Consider the following 22,926-nt stretch of genomic DNA (forward strand, 5'->3'; position numbering starts at 1 on the left):
TAATTAGTTTATTTTTAGGACAGTTACTATTTTTGAAACACATAGGTTCCAGGCGCATCGCAAAGAGGAGGATACCCTTTTTCTGCATTGCCCATTGGAGGAGGAGGAATCTGATTTCCGGATTGTTCAACCAGCCACTGTTGCCACACCGGCCACCAGGAGCCTTGATAGGAAGGAGCTTTTTCAAGCCAGCAATCGGAGGTGAGGTATTTGTCATGCGGTTTACGCGTACGAATTTGAAAACTGCGGCCTCGATGACCTGGCTCACTGACAATCCCGGCATTATGCCCGCCGCTGGTCAGCACAAAGGTAATTTCAGTGTCAGTGAACAAATGAAGCTTATAGACTGAACGCCAGGGAGCAATATGGTCGGTTTGCGTGCCGACAAGAAATATGGGCACGCGAATATCACTTAAAGCAATACGCCGATGGTTCACACGGAATCGTCCCTGAACCAGATCATTATTTAAAAACAAATTATGCAGGTATTCCGAGTGAAAACGATAGGGTAGCCGAGTGGTATCATGGTCCCAGGCCATTAAATCATTTAAGGGCCTGCGTGCGCCCAAAAAATAATCATGAATGATTCTTGACCAGACCAGATCATTGGAGCGGATCATACTAAATGCACCAGTCATTTGCTTGCCGTTTAAATACCCCTGCTCCCACATAATATCCTCGAGATAAGTCACCTGGCTGTGATCGATAAATAATTGCAACTCGCCAGGTTCTCTGAAATCAACCTGCGCGGCAAAAAGAGTCATGCTTTTAAAACGATCATCGGATCGGCCTGCCAGAGAAGCCGCGACCATGCTTAACAGGGTTCCGCCTAAGCAGTATCCTACAGCGTGCACTTGCTGGGCTGGAACAATATTTAAAATAGCTTGTAAACCTTCCAGAATCCCATGATTAACATAAGTATCAAAACCAAAGTCGCGATCGTCATGCCCAGGATTTGTCCAGGAAATCATAAAAACGGTATGGCCTTTGCTGACCAGATATCGAACCAGCGAATTATGCGCTGAAAGATCAAGAATGTAATATTTCATGATCCAGGCAGGAATAATAAATATGGGTTCCGGATACACTTTTGCGGTGGTCGGAGAGTACTGAATCAACTCCATCAGGCGATTTCTGAACACCACTTTTCCGGGAGTCACCGCAAGATTCACACCCACCTTAAATTTTTCCATTTCTTTTGAGGGCAGATGCAGCCACTCCCTGAACAGATCGTCCATCAGGTTGGCGGCACCATCAAGAAAATTCTGCCCTTTCGTCTCAAAGGTCTTTTCCAGTATTTCCGGATTTGTCCAGGGAAAATTGCTGGGCGAGAAGATATCGAGAAACTGACGCTGAACAAAATTAACCACCCGCAAATGGTGAGGTGTGGCGCCGCGAATATTCCAGGTCATTTCGTTAATCGCCTGTTCAATCATTAAAAATTGCTGAACATACAATGAGAAAGGGAAATTATGCCAGGACTTTTCTTTAAACCGCTTGTCCTCCAGTTTTAGCTGCATGCAATGTTCAGTCAGGCTAGTATTACTCTGTTGGCAATGGATAGCGAAAAATAATAATCTGATTAGATTTTGCCAATTCTTTCGAGCGATATGAATTTGCCTGGCGGGCGCCATATTGAAATGAGAAAGCCAGTCAAAAAAAGCAAGCGACACTGACGCAGGCGACAACCATCCGGTAAAGCGGCCTTGCCAGGAGTGTAACAGAATATCGAAAATTTGCCCTTCATAATGCCCATTGGCCGGCGGCTCGACCGGTTGCAATGACTTGTTATCTGGATGCGGCTTATTATTTTCTACCATTTACAATCCCTTTCAGTGGAAGAGATTTTTCAATTCATAGACCTAATCACATCAAACTCTTCGTCCTGCCCCAGTTCATCACAGAAATGCAGGCTTTCCTGTGCGTTATTTTCTGGCGCTAAAACAACAGTATCCTCATTATCCTGTTCATCAATGATTTCTTTAACATTTCTATTACGCATGACCTCTCCCGGATTTAAACTTATATTTTAACTTTAGCCCATAAAATAATTTTTGCTATCTGACAAGACTTGTTGCCAAAGCAATCACTTGTTGTATATAGTTTTTAATCCCCCCAAGAAAGGAAGGAAGTCATCTTGTTAAAGCGCGACATATCAAGAACCAATGTTTTAATCGCTGCGGCAGGAGGCATGATCGGTTCCGGCTGGCTCTTTAGCCCCTTTATCAGCGCGCAGATGGCGGGAAGCAACGCATTGATTAGCTGGGTGCTGGCTGCCTTGTTTATGCTGTTTATCGCACTTCCTCTTTGCGAACTCGGAGCCATGTTCCCCATTTCCGGCGGCATGACGAATTACCCCAGCTTTACTCACGGCAATGAGGTCGGGTTTTTATTCGCCTGGACTTCCTGGTTATCCTATGTGGTTATGACCCCAATTGAAATTCAGGCCATATTGCAATATTCAAGTCATTTTTTTCCCGCATTAATCGTTAAAAACGCCAGCAGCTTCACCCTCTCGGGGCTGGGGTATTTTATTGCGGTGGTTATTATGCTATTTGTGGTATTTCTTAATTCCTATGGGATAAAAATGCTGGCGGAATGCAACAAGTTCGCCAGTATCATTAAGTTTCTGGTTCCAAGTATCGCCATCGTCGCTCTGATCTCCAGTGCTCCCTCGATGGGAAATATCGATATTCATCTCAATGACAAAACGGCCTGGGTGCAAATATTCACTGCATTATCCGCCGGCGGTGTAGCCTTTGCCTTTACCGGCTTTCAAAATGGTCTGATGCTGGCAGGCGAGGTGCAGAATCCGCAACGCAATATCCCGATAGCGATTCTTGGCGCGGTTCTTATTGGGTTTGTATTGTATTTCATGCTGCAACTTAGCTTTCTGGTTGCTATACCTTCTTCCTATCTGGCCAATGGCTGGCATAACCTGAGCTTTCCGGGCGATAGCGGGCCCCTGGTAGGTTTAAGCTTATTATTAGGTCTTGGGCTTGTCGCCATGCTGCTGATGTTTGACGCCGCGTTTTCCCCTTTTGGTACCACCCTGGTGTATACCGCAGCTACTTCGCGAATCGTATACGGCATGGCATTGAACAATCACCTGCCCAAATTTTTCACCCGCTTAAACCGCCACCGCATTCCTTATATTACCCTTTACGCTAATCTGCTGGTGGGATGTTTATCCTTCTTACCTTTTCCCGGATGGCAGAAGATGGTAGCCTTTTTATCTTCCTGCAGTATTTTATCTTACGGTATCGGCCCGGTCTGTTTATTGGCAATGCGTAAATTGCAACCGAACCGTGAAAGACCCTTTCGCCTGTCTGCCAGCCACTTCTTCAGTCATGCCGCTTTTTATGCCTGCAATCTGATGTTGTACTGGTGTGGATTTGATATTCTATGGAAGCTTGATTTAGCGCTCTTGATTGGCTTTATTATTAATCGAATCTGTCAAAGAAAAAAACTCGCCTTTACAGATAAAAGCCTTTACTGGTTTGCATTTTACATGGGCTCGATGCTGCTGGTTTCCTATCTGGGCACTTTTGGCGGCATAGGCAGGCTTAACTTCCCACAGGATATTCTCCTGATACTCCCCTTAAGCATGGTTATTCTCCATTTCTCGCAGAAAGTATTGGTGGATGATAAACAACATCAGGAAATCACAGCTAATTTATTGATGGCTGAGGCGATGGAGTCTTGAACCTGCTTTGACATTCCGCAAGCATTGTTGTGTGAATAGAACCAAGCAACAAATATGTCGTCTTTGCGAACAAAGTGAAGCAATCCAGATCTAAACCTGAACTAAGTCAGAATGTGGATTGCTTCGCTAATGCTCGCAAAGACGTTTTTTGTACACCTATCTTTATCCATGTAACAATGCCTTCGGGGGAGGACAATTTAATATAATGGCAGGGTTGATTTTAACCCCTCTCTCTAACTCCCTCCCCAGAGGGGAGAGAGGATTTTAAGAGAAATCATACTCAGGCCGGTGTGGGAACAGTCGACAAATCCTCTTCTACCTGTAAACTCTCCACATAGGCTTTGCCGTCAATGAAAGCCATATGGGTGCCGTTATTTTTTTGCATGGCATGATTAATCTTTTGGCAGAGCTCATCAAAAGACAAGTCAATGTACTCTCCCTCATTGGGATCAAAAAAGGAGTAACTCTCATTGGTTTTTTTGATGACCATTGAATGGCCTTCAAATTCAAACCGTTCTTTTCGGAAAACTGAGAATTTTACATAATGACCATCAGGGAGTGCGTCAAGCTTTTCTGCCAGACGTTCTTCGTGAACCATGCCATCCTTTTGATTCGATTCAAATGGTTTGAATAAGTCATGAGGATAAATATTAAAAAAGTAGGCAATCACCTTCTGAAACAAGCTGCTGACATGAAGAATGTGACTTTTTTTCACATTCGATTTATTAATATCTGAGATATTGAACCGATGCCTGGACGCCATCGGCTGTTTTTCTATCAAACGTAACTGGCCATCATCCTCTCTTAGCTCAAAGGAAGTTTTTGCAAAAACAGCGCTGAAGCGATTAGTTGATGAATACGCTTTTCCCAGCTTGTCCTCCATAATTACAAAATTACAAATTAACTCACAAAGACCATTAAACTTCAGATTGATTTTATGCAGATCGGCATAATGATCTTTTTTTTCCTTCACTTCAGCACAGAGAGGAGCCTGATCAAATTTAATCAGTTTTTTTTGCGCTTTATTGCGCTTGACCCCACATTTCTGAAAATTGCCGGGACCGGCCAAAGCCGGGTTTTTCTTAAATAGCTCAGTGAGCTGATGTTCGGCATGGAATGGTCTGTTTGCCAGCGGAATAGTGGAGAGGTCGTCAATCTCCTGGAAATTAATTGTATCGTTTTCAAGGAGTGCGTAAACTGATAACTGTTTTTCTTTCATAACAACAAAATCGAATACCATAACCAGTTTATTTTAGCACAGAAAGACAAATTAAGGAACAAAAAGAGCCCTCAAAATCCATTCTGCCCGAGCTAATTATGATACAATGGCTGAATTTAAGTCACTATCTACACCATGTCCAAACAACTCCTATCTCTTACCGGGCTACATATCTTCTTACTCTGTCTAAGCAATGTGCTTGTGCAGCATCCAATAATAGTTCTCGGTTTTCATACTACCTGGGGAGCGTTCTCCTATCCGGTCATCTTTATTCTAACAGATTTAACAACTCGACTGACCAACGCCGCCACTTCCCGGCGGATTATTTTTATGGCGATGTTGCCCGGTTTGTGCAGCTCTTATTTAATCAGCAACTGGTTTAGCTTCGGCAGTTTCTGGGCCAATAATCCCTTTGCCCTGCGAATTGCACTGGCCAGCTTCAGCGCCTATGTATTGGGCCAATTAGCCGATATCAGTTTTTTTCAGCGCTTAAAACAAGGCCCTTCCTGGTGGGTAGCTCCGGCTGTTGCAGGCATTTTTGGTAATATTCTCGATACCTATGCGTTTTTCTTTATTGCTTTCTACCAGTCAAGCGACCCTTTTCTTCAAGCCCACTGGCTAGAGATAGCCAGTGTTGATCTGGTATTTAAGCTGGTCATTAGCATTGGGTCCTTTGTTCCTCTTTATGGACTCCTGCTCTCACTGATTTTGTCCAGCAAGCAAGAGCGCCTAATGAAACATCGCTCCCAAAGCGATACAACCTTGCCCGGCATGTAAACCGATGGCCGTTGAAACCGGCTCAACGAAAACGGGTTCCTGGCCAAAAGCCTCATAGGTCATCGCCGCAAACTCAGCGGCTTTTTCCGGCACGCCAGCATGCACGATACAGTAATTATCCAGTGCACTGGTTTTAGCGAGCTCAGTGACGATATTAACCAGTTTTATTAAAGCCTTGGTCTCACCAAACGCCTTGTCCTTAATCACCGCTCTGCCTTCCGGATCAAAGGAAATAATGGGTTTAACACCTGAATAACGTGCAAACATTCCCTTTAGTCTGCTGACTCGTCCTGAACGGATTAGCGCATCGAATTGATCGACCATGACAAATAAATGCGTCCTGCCAGCCCGCTCAGCCAAAGCAGCCTTGATCGCCTCAATGTCCATACCTTCCGCAATCAACTCGGCCGCATAATACAATAACAGCCCCTGCGAGCCGGAAACGAGACGCGAATCCATTACATGCACATTGCTAAAATTGTCAGCTACTTTGCAAAGCGCATCGTGCATACCGCTTAGCACTTTGGCGACACTCAAAACCAGTACCTGATCGTAATGCACAGACAAATATTCAATGCGCTCCCTGATTAGGGCTGGAGCAGGAAACGACGTTGTGGGATAAGAGGGCAGCGACGATAAACTGCTATAAAAATCCTTGCTTTCGATACAATATCGATCCAATAAATCGTGGCCATCGTAATGTACATTCAGATTAATTAAATGAATCTGAAAATCATCAAGAATGGCCTGCGGAATGTTAACGCTGGAGTCCGTGACCAGCGCAATGCGATAGCGGCTCTCATGCATCACCTGATATTGTCTCAGCATATCCTCCACCTTCGGAGATTGTATGCTGCCGTGCTGCCTTAAAATTTTGAATACCGCAGGCGGCTGGTTGCAGTGGAGATGTAAACGGCATAGCTGTTGATTAGCGGTGAGAACAATGCTGTCGCCATGTTCCTGCAGAGAACTGACAATCTCGCTTTTATTAAGCTGCCTGCCGGCGATGATGGCTTCAGTGCAATAACGATTCTGAGGCGGATTGCCAAGGACAGGTTGTTCATGCTGATGATTTTCACTAACCGGCACCTCCTCAATCTCGTCATCAAGAGGCAGGGGATCCGCCAGATAGCTGGCAAAGCCCTCGACAAAAAATCCAAAGCCTAAAGCACCCGCATCTTCCACCTGCGCTTCTCTGAGGATTGCAAGCGTGTTTCTCGTAGATTCAACTGCCGCATGCACCTCGGGCAATGTCTGGTTTACCAATTCGACCACGCAGTCAGTATGAGCCGCGTTCCGTTCAAGACAAGCCGCCCATACTTCCATGACGGTTAGTATGGTTCCATCGACTGGTTTTAGAATTGCAGCACGAACACTTTGTACCGCCGTGTTTACCAGCCGCGCAAACGAGCGGGTATCGAGGAGCTCAGGCAAAGGGAATGCATCCATAAAGCCATTAAAAAACTGCGAGAAAATCATTCCGGAATTACCGCGGGCCCCCATAATACCGGCATCCGCCAATGCCTTGCAGGTTAGTTCCAGCCCGGGCTGCTGCTTGGCGTAAGTCACAATTGAGCGTGCGGTAGCCGCCATATTATCGCCGGTATCACCGTCAGCAACCGGGAACAAATTAATCGCATTTAAATTTTGCCGTTGTGCTATTAGCGTTTTGCAGGCACTCATTACGGCTGAGTGAAGCAATGCCGCGTCTAGTTGCAGTATCGCCATGATTAATAATAAATAAAATGGAACCTTAGATTAAGCATACTCCCGCCTCTTTTTTAAAGCAACGGATGATATTAATCTCTCAGCGATTGTTTTTTTAATGCAAAAAACTGATTTACCAGTATTTATCCTGTAACTACTAGCAGGCTTATGCCATAATTTCCGCAATAATCGGCTAAAAGCCAATACAAACAAGACAAATACAAATGATTTATTCCGATTTACGTGATTTTATTGAACAATTGGAAAGGCGGGAATTATTAAAGCGAATAGATTATCCGGTTTCACCCTGCCTCGAGATGACGGTGGTAAGCGATCGGGTATTACGCTCTGGAGGTCCAGCCCTACTGTTTACCCGATCTCATGACCGTATTCCTGTTCTTACCAATTTATTTGGTACTGTGGAACGCGTTGCCCTGGGTATGGGAACAGAGCATATCAGTGCGTTGCGGCAAATTGGTGAACTACTTACCAGTTTAAAAGAACCGGAACCCCCCAAGGGTTTTAAAGATGCGTTTGGCAAGCTTCCTTTACTGAAGCAGGCTTTAACGATGGCCCCCAAACTGATAAAAAATGCCCCTTGCCAGGAAATCATTATCGAAAAAGAGCAAGTGGACTTGCATTCCCTTCCAATACAAACCTGCTGGCCCGAAGATGCGGCACCACTAATAACCTGGGGGCTTGTGACCACCAGGGGCCCGAATAAGCCTCGGGAAAATATGGGCATTTACCGCCAGCAGGTGATTGGCAGAAACAAACTGATTATGCGCTGGCTTTCTCATCGGGGAGGAGCACTGGATTATCAGGACTGGCAAAAAGCCCGACCGGGTGAGCCATTTCCAGTTGCAGTGACTCTCGGGGCCGATCCCGCTACCATTCTCGCTGCAGTAACCCCAATTCCGGACACGCTTTCCGAGTATTCCTTTGCAGGGCTTTTACGCGGTCAACGCACTCAGCTGACCCAATGCATCGGCAATGATTTGCACGTTCCAGCCAGCGCTGAAATCATTCTGGAAGGTTATATTGAACCAGGCTCTCTGGCGCCGGAAGGTCCGTTTGGCGATCATACTGGCTATTATAATGAGGTCCAGTCGTTTCCTGTTTTCACCGTGGAACGCATCACTCACCGGAAAAATCCCATCTATCACAGCACGTATACGGGACGTCCGCCAGATGAACCTGCCATTCTTGGAGTTGCCTTAAATGAAGTATTTATTCCCTTGCTGCAAAAACAATTCCCGGAAATTGTCGATTTTTATCTTCCACCGGAAGGTTGTTCCTACCGTCTGGCGGTAGTTACAATTAAAAAACAATATCCAGGCCACGCCAAGCGGGTAATGATGGCGGTGTGGACTTTCTTAAGACAATTTATGTATACTAAATTTGTAATCGTATGCGATGACGATGTGGATGCACGCAATTGGCAGGATGTTATTTGGGCGATGACAACACGAATGGATCCTGCACGCGATACGGTGATGATTGAGAATACACCCATTGATTATCTTGATTTCGCCTCGCCCGTTTCGGGCTTAGGCTCCAAGGTTGGATTTGACGCAACCAGTAAATGGCAGGGAGAAACGCAACGTGAATGGGGAAAACCGATCTCCATGGATGCGGAAATTTTGGACAAGGTAAACAATTACTGGGAAAAGCTAGGACTAAAATAATGGACAATACCGAAGTTACTGCTCAAGTTGAGCACATAAATCCTTTATCGGACAGTATTATCGAGTTAATACTATCTCCTTCTCATTATGTGGATTATGAAGCGGGCCAGTATTTGCAGATCAAAACCAATAACTATAATAGCTATTCTATTGCCAATGCGCCCCTAGGCTCACACAAATACGAATTACACATTCGCCATACAGGCAGCCCCTATAATCAACCGCTTTTCACACAAATTAAAAATGAAGGACAAGTAACCCTCCGCCTGCCCTTCGGAAACTGCACCCTCTCCAGACTTCAACCGGGAAAACCCATTCTGTTTATTGCCGGAGGCACTGGATTTGCACCGGTAAAGGCAATGATTGAGCAGTTATTGGCAACCGGGGATCAACGGCCTTTTGAACTTTACTGGGGGGCTCGCTCACACAGCGATCTGTACATGGATGATAAAGTAAAGCAATGGCAAGCACACACCAGCCATTTTAAATATTTTACTTTATTACCTCCCGAATCGGATTTTCTGGCTCCGCTGGCAATAAAAAAGCATCCTGAGGATCTTAAACAATTTGAAATAATTGTCGCCGGTCCTTTCGATATGGCTTATATTGTTCGTGACCAATTATTGGCTCAGGGCCTCGATGAATCCCAGTTGTATTCAGACGCGTTCAGCTTCAAGGAAGGAAACAAGAAATAATGGAAACCTTTTATCAAATCCTTGGGATTGCCGCCGCAGGCCTGATTGTCTGGTATCTCTATCGAACAGTAAAAAACCGGCCCGAGCTTTTCAGCCGTGAAAATATGAGCAAAAGTTTTGGAACCATGGGGGTTTTGGCGATCATTCTAATCGCTTTTGTTGGTTTTTTGATTTTAATGTTGAAGAATTCCTGAGGATAAAACCTTAAGGAATTGCTTCGCTTTCACTCTCAAATCGTTCTATTGCAAATGCCCATCCACCAACACCACCTGCCGATCAGTAGTTGCGGCAAAATTCGTATCATGGGTGACAACAATAACCGTTCGCTGATAATGGTGGGCTATTTCTTTCAGCAGGCTCTGTACATTCTGGCTTGCAGCACTGTCTAGATTCCCTGTAGGTTCATCAGCCAGAATAACCACCGGCTCATTGGCCAGGGCCCGGGCAATAGCCACTCGCTGGCTTTGACCACCGGAAAGCTGTTTAGGCAGCTTATTCATTTGTGAACCCAACCCAAGCTCCTCCAGCAAGCCGCTGGCTCGCCTGAAAATTTCCTCTGCTGTTAAATGCCCTAATCGCTGCATGGGCAACATCACATTTTCAAGGGCGGTAAATTCGGGTAATAAGAAATGAAACTGAAAAATGAATCCTAATTTGCGTAAACGAATACTTGCCAGCTGCTCCTCGGTGTAATGACTGATGTCCTCATTCTCAATCCAGATGCTGCCCATGGTGGGAGTATCCAGTAAACCCAGCAGGTAGAGCAGGGATGACTTACCCGAGCCGGAGGGGCCGGTAATCGCCAGAAACTCTCCGGTATCAACCTGCAAGCTGACATCGTTTACCAGAGTAATGGGTACTTCTCCTGCCAGTTTCCTTGTTAAATGTTCCACTTTAATAACTGAAGCACTCATATTTCACCTCGCAGAATTTCTATGGGTCTAACCAACGCGGCTTTTCTAGCCGGCAATAAACTGGCAAACAAAGCAGCAATTAAGGCGAAGCCACCGGCAATAGCAAACTGCTGCCAGCCCCAATCCATCGGCATATGAATTATTTCGGTGCTTCCCGGCGTTTTAAATTCAATTTGCATCATTCCATACATGAGAACACTGCCCAAAGGCAAACCCATCAGGCAACCTAAGACTGCGAGAATAATTCCCTGTGCCAGAAAAATGCGCTGGATGTCTTTCGCATGAAAGCCCATAGATTTTAAGATAGCAATATCTCGATGTTTTTCCATAACCACTGTTGAAATCACATTGTAAATCCCAAAAGCCGCCACAATCAGAACCGCGGAAACTACGGTATACATAATGATATTTCTAATCATCAGGGTATTGAGTAAGTCTTCTGAGGCCTCTTGCCAGGAAACCGATTTATAACCAATATGATGTTCGACCTCGGAGGCGAGCTTAAACGCCTGATAAGGGTCTTTCAGTTTGATGGTGATGGCATTGGCCCGGTTTGGTCTGTTCAGCAAAGCCTGCACTCTTTTGAGTCCGGCATAAACCTGAGTATTGTCGAAATCGGCACGCCCAGTGCGGAATATGCCCACGATTTTAAATACTCTCACCTGATTGGTACTGGCGATAATGGTTAGATTATCACCCAGACGGCGTGATAACTTTCTGGCCAGTTCACTGCCGATAATAATGCCGTCCTGATTGGCTATCAGATTATCGAGAGAACCTTGCTTCATATAGGAAGCCAGTGTAGTCACCTGTCCAATCTCCTCCGGCAGCATGCCGTTTAGATTGACTCCGTAATCCTTGCCGGCAAAATTAATAAGTACCTGGCCTTTCAAGGAGGCGGCCGCCAATATGTTCGGATCACGGCGAAGATAAGAAATAACTCCCTTATACCCCCTGATTCCGCGAATTTCGGTAAGCGGACGCAAATTGCTAATTTCAACAGCCCCTTTAAAATAGCTCTGTGCCGGCTGAATACGCGGATTGCGAAATTCATCAGTAATTGCGATGTGAGCGGTATTATTAATCAGCCGGTTAATAAAGTCTCGTTCTGAACCCTGCATAGTCGCTGAAATAGTCAGAAAAAAAGAGACGCCCAGAACAATACCCGATAAAGAGACCAAACTCTGTCTTTTTCTGGCCAGTAAATATTTGATGGCAATCTTTACCGGCAGGCTCATGATTTTTCCTGCCTCAATTGAATGCGAACCGAGAGATTTTCCCTAAAATGGCTATCTGGAGAAACCGCAATTAAATCATCCGCGGAAAGGCCGCTTAAAATTTCCACTTCATGTTCGCCCTTGGCTCCTGTTTTAACGGGCAGCATCTTAAGGCGGCCATTTTTAACCAGCCATACTTTATCGTCGATTACAGCGGTTGCCGGAACAAGAAGGGCATGCTTGTTTTCATAATAAATAATATTGGTTTCAGCGGTCATACCGATTTTAAGTGGATTTTTTTTAGTAAAGCTGACGCGAACACGATAGCTGCGCGCGATGGGATCGCCTTTCGGCGTGATTTGCTGCACGATGCCATGAAACACTTCACCGGGAAACGCATCCGCGCGGATGAGCACCGCCTGACCAGGCTGTACTGCGGCGATGTCTTCTTCATCAATTTCAGTTGAAACCCTGAGCGGGGCGCAACACATCAGCCAGAAGATGGTTTGATTGGCGGGTATCAGTTCGCCAATTTCACCATCGCGGCGAATGATGGTGCCATCGGCCGGAGAAATCAGCTGCAGATAAGCAAGCTTTGCCTCAGCCGCATCAACAGCAGCCTGAGCAGCAAGCCAGCTTGTGCGATCGCTTTCATACTCATTCAGGGATACATTACCTTTCTTTATCAAAGAGGCGCTGCGTTCGAATTTTTTGCGTGCAAACTCTTCGCGTGATTTTAGCTCATCAAGATTATGTTCAAGTTCTTCATTATCAAGCTGCGCTAACACCTGCCCTTTCTTAACCACACTGCCCTCATCGACATTCAACTCGATAAGACGCGCGGTTATTCTCGAGGCGATGGGCATCATCACTGATGCTTCTACCGTGCCAGTTCCATAAGCGGCCTTGACTGCAGTACCATAATAGGGATGTGTGACCGTAATACGCCGGGCCGGCAAAAGAAAATAACTGGCAGCAATACCCATTGCGATAATCAATAATACAGCCCAGCGTTTTTTCATATCTGCCTAGACAAAGAGCAATTGTTGGTTCTGTATTAAAGATCTTAGACAACAGAGTCTGAAAAGGAAAATGAGGATGCGAGGAGGGCGGATAAAGTTAATTACACATATATGCTTTATTCAGCTACCATTGCCGGGAGTCCAAGCAGCTCGGCAATTTTATCCAGTAATTCGTTAATGTTAAACGGTTTAGTGAGATAATGAGTTGCCCCGTTTTCAAGAGCCTGCTTTCGTGCGAGTTGATCGCCATGCCCGCTGATGACAATTGAAGACATTCGGTTATTACGCTTTTTCAACTCCTGCAATAATTCATTACCATCCATATAAGGTAAAAATAAATCAATAATCAGACATCCCTGCCAGGTTAAAGAAAATTTATCCAGAAAATCCAGTGGACTTCTGTATATCTCCACCGGAACATTAAAAAAAGAGTCCAATAGAAAATGCAAGGCAGAGCACACCGCCTCATTGTCATCAATAATATAAATTGTTTTGGTAGCGGTCATTATCTTGCTTCCTTGATTGGGAGGATAACGGTAAGCCAGGCACCCTGTTTAGTATCATTAATCAGCAGGGATCCGCCATGCGCTTTGATCAGACTTCGGCATATTGATAAGCCAAGTCCAGTTCCCTGGGCTTTGGTAGTGAAATAGGAAGAAAGGATTTTATTGCGTACATTCTCAGGAATACCAGGGCCATTATCACGAAAATGAATATGAAGCTGCCCGTCTGCCTTTGCAGTAGAGATGGTGATCAGCAACTTACTGTTAGCGCTTTGCTCAAATGCCTCAATACTGTTGCGCCCCAGATTAAGAATAACCTGCATTACTTTAATCCGATCAAGTGCCAGTAAAGGCAAACTTTCTGCTAATTGCAGCTCCACACGTAATTTGTTCGCCCTTTCGTAGTAAAGAAATGGGATTGTTTGCCTGATTAGCTCATTAATATCCGTCAGCTCTAAATACATTGTGCCATCGCGCATGAAATCTTTCATACGATGTAGTATCGTGCCCGCGTGCTCCGATTGATTGGCTATTTGAGTCAGGGGAAATTTCAGGCTACTAAATGCCTGATCCTGTTTTATCTTGAGCAAACAGCTTCGACTATAGGCCTTGATAGCGGTAAGCGGCTGATTAATTTCATGCGCCAATGCGGATATGAGTTCACCCATGATATTACTGCGCGCCACTCGCTCTAACTCAGTTTGCCGTTTGTGTACCTCTCTTTCCTGCAATTTGAAGGAAGTCAGATTTTTAATATGCAGATAGAGTTTTTTTCTTTGTGAGTAGACAGGTTCAATCAAGGCGATATAAAGCTCATAGTGAAACACTGCTTCATCGAGATTGGAGTTCTCGATAACTATAACGCTGGGATTTCCGGAGATAGCCTTGCTGCAAGCGCTCATAATTCTGCTTTTTAAGGACGAGCGACGCCCCAGGAGATGAGGCAGACTCATTCCAATAGCAATTTTGGCCGCAAAAACCTGAGAAAAGGTGTTTATAAATGACTTATTAATGGCGATAAAGTTGAAATCACAATCCACTGCGGCTATTGCCTCATTGGCCGTTTGAAACAGGCTATTGATCAGGTTATACGAGCGATTGAGCTCATAGAACTCGGTTTCCAGTCCCCGTAAACGGGTCACATCAATCAGTGTAATATTGATTAAATTATCTTTTGCGAGAGTAAGCTCTACCTGCACATATTTACGATCAGCATTCGCGTTTAACAGCACTATTTCACAGCTTTGTTTTGTTTTCATGATATCCAATTGTTCAACACTTCTTTGTAAATAACACTTGGTATCTTCACTGACAAAACTAAGAAATGAGCGGTTTTGCAAGATCAGCGGATCACAATTAAGAAGGTGTGATGCTTTAAAATTGAATTTTTTAATTGAAAAATTGTTATCGACCAATAGATTGATCGATGTATTAAAATTATACAACTCCTTATAGTCGTTTTGCACCGAGCTTAGCAGTAAATGAAGTTCGGCAATATGTTCCGCCTGCTCTATGATTCTTTTTTCTTTAAATTGCAACTCACGCTCCAATTCTTTCAGGCGGCTGTCAAGATCTCTAACTGGAGAAACATCCAGCATATGCGCTCCCTGTTAAACTTCTAATGTTATTCCACGGCACAAATGAATACATTCAACAGGCAGATTTGCTGTGAATGTTTATTAGCAATAAAACCTCATTATCTCTATAAATAAAAGCCGATAGCGTTCCCGTTTGATTACAGAAGTTCTCGAGAGGCAGCTCAAGCTGAGATGTGTATTCGGCTCTGATTTTTTCACAAAGACCGCTAAGTTTTTGCAGATCCCATAATCCCTTTAAATTTTGCAGAGTATTACCTGTCAGCTCATCCGAGCTTAACTGGAACACCTGCTCAAATGCTGTATTAATAAATTCAAACTTGTCCATTTGATTTATTATCATGACCGGTTTATTCAGGGACTGCAATAACACTCGATTCACCTGGGAAAGATTGTTAAATTCTTCCTTAAGCTCATTTAGCTTATCCTCAGCCTGTTTTTGGGCATGAATATTCAGAAACGTTATTACTACTCCATCAACAATGTTATTAACGGTTCGATAAGGTATAATTCTGACCACATACCAATTATCATTTTTATCAACTACTTCTATTATTTTGGACTCCAGAGTTCTCAATACCAGCCATGAGTCATCGATTAAATTCTCATAATTCAAATTGGAAACAATATGACTTAATGGTCTTCCTACATCAGAAGTAATTAAATTAATTATTTCTGTTGCTTTGGGTGTGAAACGTTTAATACACAAATCCTTATCCAGAAATACTGTGGCAATTTCAGTATTATCAAGCAAATTGCGAATATCATCATTTGCACTGGATAACTGCTCAATGCGGCTTTCCAGTTCAGCATTGACTGTAGTTAATTCCTCATTTAGCGACTGTAGCTCTTCCTTGGAAGTTTCGATTTCTTCGTTGGTGCTTTGAAGTTCTTCATTGGTAGACTGCAGTTCCTCATTACTTGATTTAAGCTCCTCGTTGGAGGTTTCAAGCTCCTCTATCGTTGTTTGCAAACTTTCCTTGGTGTACTTGAGCTCCTCTTCCAGCTGAGTAATCTTTTTATCCACCTCAGCTTTCTTGAGTGCTTTACCATTCAATTCCGTATCAGCAAATACTTCTATTTCGTCAAAAATAATTAAGAACAGGCTTCGCTTGAATACTTCCGCTTCAACCAGGGGACGTACCTTTAGATTAATATATTTAAAACCGTCACCGTCTTTATACTGCAATCCATTGAAAACAACTTCCTTGTGATGGGTGCTTGACTTGCGAATTGCCAGGGAAACCTTTTGCCTCAACTCAGGGCGTACCATCTCTAAAACCTGCAACCGAGCCTCTCCTGATGCAAACTCCAGGAATTTGCTGGCACGCCCATAGGTGTACACAATGTTCCCTCTGTCATCGATAATAACACAAGCTGGTGTACAATTTTTTAATAATGTTTGTTGCACCAAGCTGGATAAATTTAGCTCAATCTCTTGCATAGTTTTTTCCGTTGTCTTTGTATCATGGATTTCAGGATCGGATGCACCTGAGGGTAAATTTAACATCGAGTAAAAAGAGGAAGTACCTCCTTTTCGTGCAAAAATTTTCCATCGCCGGTCCACAATGGTAAATAAATCAGCTGAACTGCCTATCGTTTCAGAAGTACCTAGAAATAATAAGCCTTGAGGCTTTAAACTGTAATGGAACAAGGGCAGAATTTTTTTCTGCAGTTGAGCACTCAGATAGATCAGCAAATTTCTGCAACTAAGCAAATCCAGCTTGGTAAATGGTGGATCCTTCACCAGATTTTGGGTGGCAAAAATGATCATTTTGCGAATGTCGATACTAATTTTATATTGATTGCCTTCTCTCACAAAGAAACGATCTTTTTGCTCCTCACTTAATCCGGCCATCAAGTGTTCTGAAAAGATACCGGCTCTGGCGATTTCAATTGCATCCTCATCAATATCAGTACCAAAAATCTGAACATTAAAATGTTTTTTTAAATGCCCCATGCATTCCTGGAGAAGAATAGCAATGGAGTATACCTCTTCACCGGTTGAACAGCCCGGCACCCACACCCGAATCCAGTAATCAGCCGACTTTTCTGTTAGCAACTGTATGATTTCCTTGCGCAGGGCTTCAAAGGCTTCCGGATCACGAAAAAAATGGGTTACATTGATTAGCAATTCTTTTAAGAGAATTTCCAGCTCGCCGGGATGCTGCTGAAGATAATGAATATAAAAACACAAATTATCAATTTGTAATAAAGTGAGGCGCTTTTGTATTCGTCTGAAAATGGTATTAGGCTTGTAAAGCGAAAAATCATGCCCTGTATGCGTATTTAATAACACCAGAATTTGTCTGAGCTCATCTGATACGCTATCCGCCAAAGGCAAGGCATTATCATGAAAATGAGCTATATATTGGGCAATAGAAGAAAACATAAGCTCTGGGCTAAGAACATAATTTACCAGACCGGTATTTATTGCACTTTTAGGCATTCCGTCATAAAGAGCAGATTTGATTGTCTGTACTATAACCAATCCCTCACGCTCTTTTAACGCTCGAATTCCTATAGTACCATCCGTTCCGGTACCCGATAAAATCAAGCAAATAGCATATCTACCCTGATCGTTCGCCAAAGCCCGAAGGAAAAAATCGATGGGTAGTCTGATTTCATGATCCTTTACTTCAATCAGATCCAGAGTTTTATCTTTGATAGTTGCATAATATCCAGGCGGGAGTACATAAACATGATTTGCTTTAACTGGCTCAGACTTTTTAATATTCTTCACTTTGAGTATAGTGCTGACCTGTAGCAGCTCGGGAAGAATGCTTAAACTATCAGGGCTAAGATGCGTGATTAAAACATAGGCCACATCATTGCGAGGCAGAACTGTCGAAAAAAAGCATTTTAATGCCTCCAGACCACCAGCCGATGCACCAATCGCAACGATAAAAAGGGGTGATTCTATTGAAATACTTTGATTTTCTGCAGCGGGCACTAAACCATTGCTCTCCTGAATATCATTTTTGTTATTATGCTGGCTCATATTTTACTTCTTGATAAATACCATAATCACTAATTAGTTAATTTTTTCATTCAGAATTGTTTTTATGACTTTTACATGCCGTTGTACTTGCTCAGCTTTATTTTTAAAATAGCTGGTGTTCCCTGAATTCTCGCGTGCAGCCTTATCAGCAATATTCATCGCTAGCTGCTCCTTTTCCTCAAGGGCGCAAAGAGCCGCCCACAAGGCCTCCTCAATGCTTTCCTCCATTCCATTTAATAGGCTATCAATTCCATAGGCATGGCCAACCCGGCAACGGTATCGCTCAGGCGAATCATCAATTTTCCACAATACGCCTCCGCAATCAGGACAGCCGTAAGGAGATGGTTGTGCTATTTTTCTCAAATCCGCGGCCTTATCACGGCGATTAACCTTGTTTAATCTGCACTCTTTCGTAATCAGGATGTCGTTTGTATTATTAGGTAACTTTTCCAAGGGCTTTTGTACCAGTTTTTCCAAAACCAGGGCTATTTCATTCACTGGCAAACAATAATCCATAGCGACATTTTGTATTGCATTCTTAGGCATGTCAGGGTACTCCGCCTCCGAAAGATCCTGAGCAATGGCAATGCCATTCTTTTCCTTAATAACTGCAAGCCCAGTACTTCCGTCATCGAGCATCCCACTCAGCACCACTCCAATCGTGGCGGGCCCGTTATATAAAGCGGCTGAGCAAAATAAAGGGTCAATCGCAGGACGGGCGTGGTTAATTTTGGGACCTGAGTCCAGATGAATTTTGCCGTCAACAATCGTTATATGGCAATCGGAAGGCGCAACGAAAATATGACCCGATTCAAGTGTCTGGTTCGGACGAGGGGTAATCACTGGCAGCTTGCTGAAACGGGAGATTAATCCAGGTAACATATTACTGCCAGGCTGAATATGTTTTACAACAATAACGGCTGCAGGAAAATCTGCCGGCAGGCGGGAAATAACACCTTTTAACGCAGTCAAGCCGCCCGCTGAGCAGCCAATAACTACCATGTAATCCTTAAACACATTTTCTCCTTACCATTTACACAACAGAGGAACACAGATTGCTACGGGAATGATTGTTAATCACTGAGAGAACACCGGAACAGTCTATACTAAACAAGTGATCCCGAAAACAAGGAGGAGAAATTATGTGGCGGATACTCATCCCTCTTGTTTTTGCTATGTCCTTGGGACCCGCTAACGCGAACACCCCTTCAAACCCTTTCGGACCCAATGTCTATATATTTGATACATCCATGAAGTCCAGTGAGATTAATAGCCTGATTCAATTAATTTATGAGGAACAACGCTTTAATGAGTTTGGCATTGAGCGCTATGCTTTCTTGTTTATGCCCGGGATTTATGGGGGCGATGAACATATTGATGTGCGCGTGGGCTATTATACTCATGTACTGGGGCTCGGCAAATCACCAGATCAAGTGCTTCTCATCGGCGCAGTGCGCAGTCAGGATAAATCCCCAGTAGATGAGAACCATCCAGAGCAAGGCCCTGGCGCCTTGACTAATTTCTGGCGCGGTGCTGAAAATATGGCAATCCTGCCTACCTTAGGCTCCTTAAGTTATCCTGAAACCGTTCCCCGTGACCAAAATGTCTGGGCAGCAGCACAAGCGACTTTTCTACGGCGAATTCATATAGTCCAGGGCTCGCTGCGCCTTTTTGATTTGGGTTACTCCAGTGGGGGATTTATCGCTGACTCCCTGATTGACAAGACCGTCTATGCCGGAACTCAGAAACAATGGCTGACGCGAAACTCCAGTTTTAGCAACTGGGAGGGCGGCCTTTTGAATATGGTTTTTTCAGGCGTCACGGGGCTGATTCCCGGCGGGGAATGGCCTGATCCAGCATATGTGGTTGTTGAAAAATCACCGGTGATTAAAGAAAAACCGTATTTGTTTTACAAGACCGACAGCAATGAATTTGCAATTAATTTACGAAGTCTGCAAAAAAATTCATCTGGAACCGATTGGGAATCGGAGGGGAAAATAATTCCCGTGCGTCAATGCTTCATTGCATTTCCAGGCGCCACCGCGGTGCAATTAAATGCGGCATTACTTAGTCATGAATGTCTTATACTCACACCAGGTATTTATCATCTGGAAGATACGGTACACGTTACTCAGGCTAATACGATTATTTTTGGTCTGGGATTTCCCTCTCTGGTTAATGATACCGGTAAACCTATCCTCGCGGTCGCGGATGTCGACGGTGTGCAACTGGCTGGAATCTTACTGGAGGCAGGACCATTATTCTCGACCACTTTATTACAGATAGGCGCAGAAACAAGCGGTTTGTCGCATGCTGACAACCCGATCTTTCTTTATGACATCTTTTGCCGCATCGGCGGTATTGCAACGCCCGGTCAGAGCGAAACCTGTATTGAGGTCAATAGCGATGATGTGATAGCCGACAATCTCTGGCTTTGGCGTGCCGATCACGGCCCCAATGCCGGCTGGTTTGTTAATAAGGCCGATACTGGCATTATTGTCGATGGCAATAATGTGACCATGTATAATTTACAGGTCGAACATTTTCAGAAATACCAAACTATCTGGAAAGGTGATAACGGTAAGGTCATTCATTATCAATCCGAACTTCCCAATGATCCCCCCAATCAGGAAGAATGGCGCAATGGATTAAGCGATGGTTTTGCATCCTACAAGATTGATAACTTGGTTTTATCGCATCAGGCCTTTGGTATTGGAATTTACAGTCATTTTACCGAGTCTGACAATATTTATCTCGAGAATGCCATTGAAGCACCGCCTACTCGGCCGCTCGACCTGCAATATATGCTCACTTTTTGGCTTGGGGGTCATGAGAATACTGGTATCCGCCATATTGTGAATAATCAGGGCAGCGAGGTCAATTCAGTCCACCAAAAATCAACCCTCCCGCACTATCCAGGTCCACTTGAGCACAATTTAAACATTCCGTAGCGAAAGCAAACCTCTCGCTCATATTTGCACTACAATAAAAATTATCCATTAATCATTTAAAACAACCTATGCCAACCCGACAGCCACAAAAATTTATGCCTAATAACGGGCGGCAACGCTATTTGATTAGCAAAAAATCATTCGATGCCATCCAGGAATATCAACAGCAATTAGCCCAGGGCAAAGCAGAGCCTGGTATTCATATGAGAGCGGCTATTAACTATTTTTTAGCTGAAGGCCAAGAGGAGTACAATCCTGGCAAGGCGTTTTCCCCCGAAGATTTGAAAAAAATTGGCGCACTAAAAATTGAAGACTTTGCCCAAGTGATCATGAATACCAGAAAAAACTGGATTTTTGCCGAACGGGTAAAAATTGGTGACAACCAGGCCTGGAATGCCGCTGAGTTTAAAATTTTGAGCACAGTGGGATCGGTCATTGAAAATGCCACCGTTTACGATAATGGCCGCCATTCAAATCCAAAAACCCAGGGGGATGCCCGATACGCAGATAATCCGCACAAAGTGCATTTACTCTGTGTGCCTGGCGCCATCCTGGACGAGAGGACCAACCCAGTCGATGCACCAAGGATTGTCGATACCAAGGAAGATGGAAGCAAAGTCATTAATCAGGACAAGTACAATGAAGTCTACATGGAACGTTTGGAACTCATGTTTGCCCAGGCTAATGAATTAGGAAAACAGGAAGGCCGCAAACAGTTAGTGACCCTCCCAGGCATCGGCAATGGGGTATTTGCAGGTGCTTTTCAAGGAAAAACCATACCCAATCTTCAGGAAGCAATTACCGCCACTTTAAAAGCCCATCCGGAATGGGAACATATTGGCTGTGTCTGGCTGGACGGGTGGAAAAGTGATGTGGTAGCCGATGTGAATGTCGGCAATACACTGCTTCGTGTTCGTAACTCTGGCGGAGAAAATGGCGACAAGACATTGTATAGCGGGCAACCTTTTTCCGATCTGGGGCAATTATCCAAGGCTGAAGAATTTGCCGAGTCTGCAGCGGAGCAGGAACAATTCAAAGAGTATGGCCGCTGCAAAATATTTGCCTGGGATCCATTTTCCTATGAAGGCAATGACTGGGTGAAAGGATCTCGTCTCACCGATGAAGGCTGTATCGCGGCTACCGATGCTCTTGCCATTATATCAGGGATTGAAGGACGCTACAAAACCGTTCCTGGTAATGAGCGTGAGAAGGCTTTCCAACCCGAAGGGTTTGCAACCTGGGATGCCGCGTTTACCGAGAACAATCTCAAGCAATCGATTGCTGATCGTCTCCATGTATACAATGGTAAGGCGCTGGTTAAAAGTCATGAGGTAAGCAGTAATTTTGAACAAGGCTTATTAAAGAATATTCAGCATCACACACCGGGAAAGCCTTTTCTCAGCCAACATTATGCTAAAGCGGACTGGCCTTTTGTAGCACAGTATATTCTGGCAAATGAAAACAGCATCAGAGCCAAAACCAATCCAGGAGAAGCCGTTCATACACTCCCGAATATTGTAAAGGAGGCTGCATTTGTTGATCAGAAAGCATTAGCCAATATCAGCCATAGTTATGCACATGGGGCTAATAGTGGCAGACTTCACTTATATAATAAGGCAGCCGTTGCTGAAGGGATGAATCTGGTTAAAGCCGAGTTACAAGGTTTACGCGGGGATGCTTTAAAACGCGGCATTCTCGATGCTTACAAGGAAAAAATCGCCGCCTGTGGTACTAAAGAAGAGCTCGAGGACTTGCGCAAGGCATATGATCAATCGGACGACAAAAAAATTATTGAGAGTTCTCAGGGTCTTATGAGCAGCATCAGAAAGCTTGAAACCTCTTCGCAAAAAGAAATGAAGGCGATGTTTGAATCAGCTGATGAGCGTGTTAAGGAGTTTGAATCGAATTATAAGCCCAGTGTGGGATAGCGC

The 22,926-nt window shown here is 44.2% G+C and carries 18 protein-coding genes; 7 read left to right on the forward strand and 11 right to left on the reverse strand.

The window, feature by feature from the left end:
* Nucleotides 1-26 precede the first annotated feature (26 nt).
* Together DYH61_RS14400 and DYH61_RS15720 are read right to left on the reverse strand one after the other, a co-directional pair.
* Nucleotides 27-1,820, reverse strand: a complete 1,794-nt coding sequence (locus DYH61_RS14400; RefSeq protein WP_058507027.1) for a PHA/PHB synthase family protein — start codon at nucleotides 1,818-1,820, stop codon at nucleotides 27-29.
* A 29-nt stretch (nucleotides 1,821-1,849) separates the two neighbouring features.
* Complete coding sequence (locus tag DYH61_RS15720; RefSeq protein ID WP_157072289.1) at nucleotides 1,850-2,002, reverse strand: hypothetical protein; 153 nt, start codon at nucleotides 2,000-2,002, stop codon at nucleotides 1,850-1,852.
* A 135-nt stretch (nucleotides 2,003-2,137) separates the two neighbouring features.
* On the opposite strand from DYH61_RS15720, the gene DYH61_RS14405 reads away from it, so the two are divergent.
* Entirely contained in the window at nucleotides 2,138-3,706 is a 1,569-nt protein-coding gene (locus DYH61_RS14405; RefSeq protein WP_058507026.1) for an APC family permease, read from the forward strand.
* A gap of 280 nt (nucleotides 3,707-3,986) precedes the next feature.
* Here DYH61_RS14405 and DYH61_RS14410 read toward each other — a convergent pair whose 3' ends face one another.
* Entirely contained in the window at nucleotides 3,987-4,946 is a 960-nt protein-coding gene (locus tag DYH61_RS14410) for a hypothetical protein (protein ID WP_115343316.1), read from the reverse strand.
* A gap of 114 nt (nucleotides 4,947-5,060) precedes the next feature.
* On the opposite strand from DYH61_RS14410, the gene DYH61_RS14415 reads away from it, so the two are divergent.
* Nucleotides 5,061-5,702, forward strand: a complete 642-nt coding sequence (locus DYH61_RS14415; RefSeq protein ID WP_058507024.1) for a 7-cyano-7-deazaguanine/7-aminomethyl-7-deazaguanine transporter — start codon at nucleotides 5,061-5,063, stop codon at nucleotides 5,700-5,702.
* Here DYH61_RS14415 and DYH61_RS14420 read toward each other — a convergent pair.
* The gene (locus DYH61_RS14420) at nucleotides 5,655-7,430 is read right to left on the reverse strand and encodes a DegV family protein (protein WP_058507023.1); all 1,776 of its coding nucleotides are present in this window, start codon (nucleotides 7,428-7,430) and stop codon (nucleotides 5,655-5,657) included. The genes DYH61_RS14415 and DYH61_RS14420 overlap by 48 nt on opposite strands.
* A 203-nt stretch (nucleotides 7,431-7,633) precedes the next feature.
* Between DYH61_RS14420 and ubiD the strand changes: the two genes are divergently transcribed.
* The 3 genes from ubiD to DYH61_RS14435 are packed head-to-tail and all read left to right on the forward strand — an operon-like array spanning nucleotide 7,634 to nucleotide 9,986.
* Nucleotides 7,634-9,097, forward strand: coding sequence for a 4-hydroxy-3-polyprenylbenzoate decarboxylase (ubiD, locus tag DYH61_RS14425; protein WP_058507022.1), 1,464 nt, complete (start codon nucleotides 7,634-7,636; stop codon nucleotides 9,095-9,097).
* Nucleotides 9,097-9,792: a ferredoxin reductase domain-containing protein gene (locus DYH61_RS14430; RefSeq protein ID WP_058507021.1), complete on the forward strand. Its 696-nt coding sequence runs from the start codon at nucleotides 9,097-9,099 to the stop codon at nucleotides 9,790-9,792. The genes ubiD and DYH61_RS14430 overlap by 1 nt, the downstream gene beginning before the upstream one ends.
* Nucleotides 9,792-9,986: a hypothetical protein gene (locus DYH61_RS14435; protein WP_058507020.1), complete on the forward strand. Its 195-nt coding sequence runs from the start codon at nucleotides 9,792-9,794 to the stop codon at nucleotides 9,984-9,986. Before DYH61_RS14430 ends, DYH61_RS14435 begins: the two co-directional genes overlap by 1 nt.
* 45 nt (nucleotides 9,987-10,031) lie before the next feature.
* On the opposite strand, the gene DYH61_RS14440 is transcribed toward DYH61_RS14435, so the two are convergent.
* The 7 genes from DYH61_RS14440 to DYH61_RS14470 all read right to left on the reverse strand — a co-directional run bounded on the left by DYH61_RS14440 (nucleotide 10,032) and on the right by DYH61_RS14470 (nucleotide 19,061).
* Nucleotides 10,032-10,706, reverse strand: coding sequence for an ABC transporter ATP-binding protein (locus DYH61_RS14440; protein ID WP_058507019.1), 675 nt, complete (start codon nucleotides 10,704-10,706; stop codon nucleotides 10,032-10,034).
* Nucleotides 10,703-11,944, reverse strand: coding sequence for an ABC transporter permease (locus DYH61_RS14445; protein ID WP_058507018.1), 1,242 nt, complete (start codon nucleotides 11,942-11,944; stop codon nucleotides 10,703-10,705). Before DYH61_RS14445 ends, DYH61_RS14440 begins: the two co-directional genes overlap by 4 nt.
* Nucleotides 11,941-12,945 (reverse strand): efflux RND transporter periplasmic adaptor subunit, encoded by a 1,005-nt coding sequence (locus tag DYH61_RS14450; protein WP_058507017.1) that lies wholly within the window; start codon nucleotides 12,943-12,945, stop codon nucleotides 11,941-11,943. Before DYH61_RS14450 ends, DYH61_RS14445 begins: the two co-directional genes overlap by 4 nt.
* A gap of 116 nt (nucleotides 12,946-13,061) precedes the next feature.
* A complete protein-coding gene (locus DYH61_RS14455; RefSeq protein ID WP_058507016.1) occupies nucleotides 13,062-13,451 on the reverse strand; it encodes a response regulator transcription factor in 390 nt (129 codons plus the stop codon).
* Nucleotides 13,451-15,046: a sensor histidine kinase gene (locus DYH61_RS14460; RefSeq protein ID WP_058507015.1), complete on the reverse strand. Its 1,596-nt coding sequence runs from the start codon at nucleotides 15,044-15,046 to the stop codon at nucleotides 13,451-13,453. The genes DYH61_RS14455 and DYH61_RS14460 overlap by 1 nt, the downstream gene beginning before the upstream one ends.
* A 52-nt stretch (nucleotides 15,047-15,098) precedes the next feature.
* Nucleotides 15,099-18,044 (reverse strand): CheR family methyltransferase, encoded by a 2,946-nt coding sequence (locus tag DYH61_RS14465; protein ID WP_058507014.1) that lies wholly within the window; start codon nucleotides 18,042-18,044, stop codon nucleotides 15,099-15,101.
* A gap of 33 nt (nucleotides 18,045-18,077) precedes the next feature.
* Complete coding sequence (locus tag DYH61_RS14470) at nucleotides 18,078-19,061, reverse strand: chemotaxis protein CheB (protein WP_058507013.1); 984 nt, start codon at nucleotides 19,059-19,061, stop codon at nucleotides 18,078-18,080.
* A gap of 125 nt (nucleotides 19,062-19,186) precedes the next feature.
* On the opposite strand from DYH61_RS14470, the gene DYH61_RS14475 reads away from it, so the two are divergent.
* On the forward strand, nucleotides 19,187-20,995 hold the full coding sequence (locus DYH61_RS14475; RefSeq protein ID WP_058507012.1) for a hypothetical protein: 1,809 nt from the start codon (nucleotides 19,187-19,189) through the stop codon (nucleotides 20,993-20,995).
* Nucleotides 20,996-21,090: 95 nt separating this feature from the next.
* On the forward strand, nucleotides 21,091-22,923 hold the full coding sequence (locus DYH61_RS14480) for a hypothetical protein (RefSeq protein ID WP_058507011.1): 1,833 nt from the start codon (nucleotides 21,091-21,093) through the stop codon (nucleotides 22,921-22,923).
* Nucleotides 22,924-22,926 lie beyond the last annotated feature (3 nt).

Origin of the sequence: Legionella quinlivanii (genome assembly GCF_900461555.1) — a bacterium.
Taxonomy (GTDB): Bacteria; Pseudomonadota; Gammaproteobacteria; order Legionellales; family Legionellaceae; genus Legionella_C; species Legionella_C quinlivanii.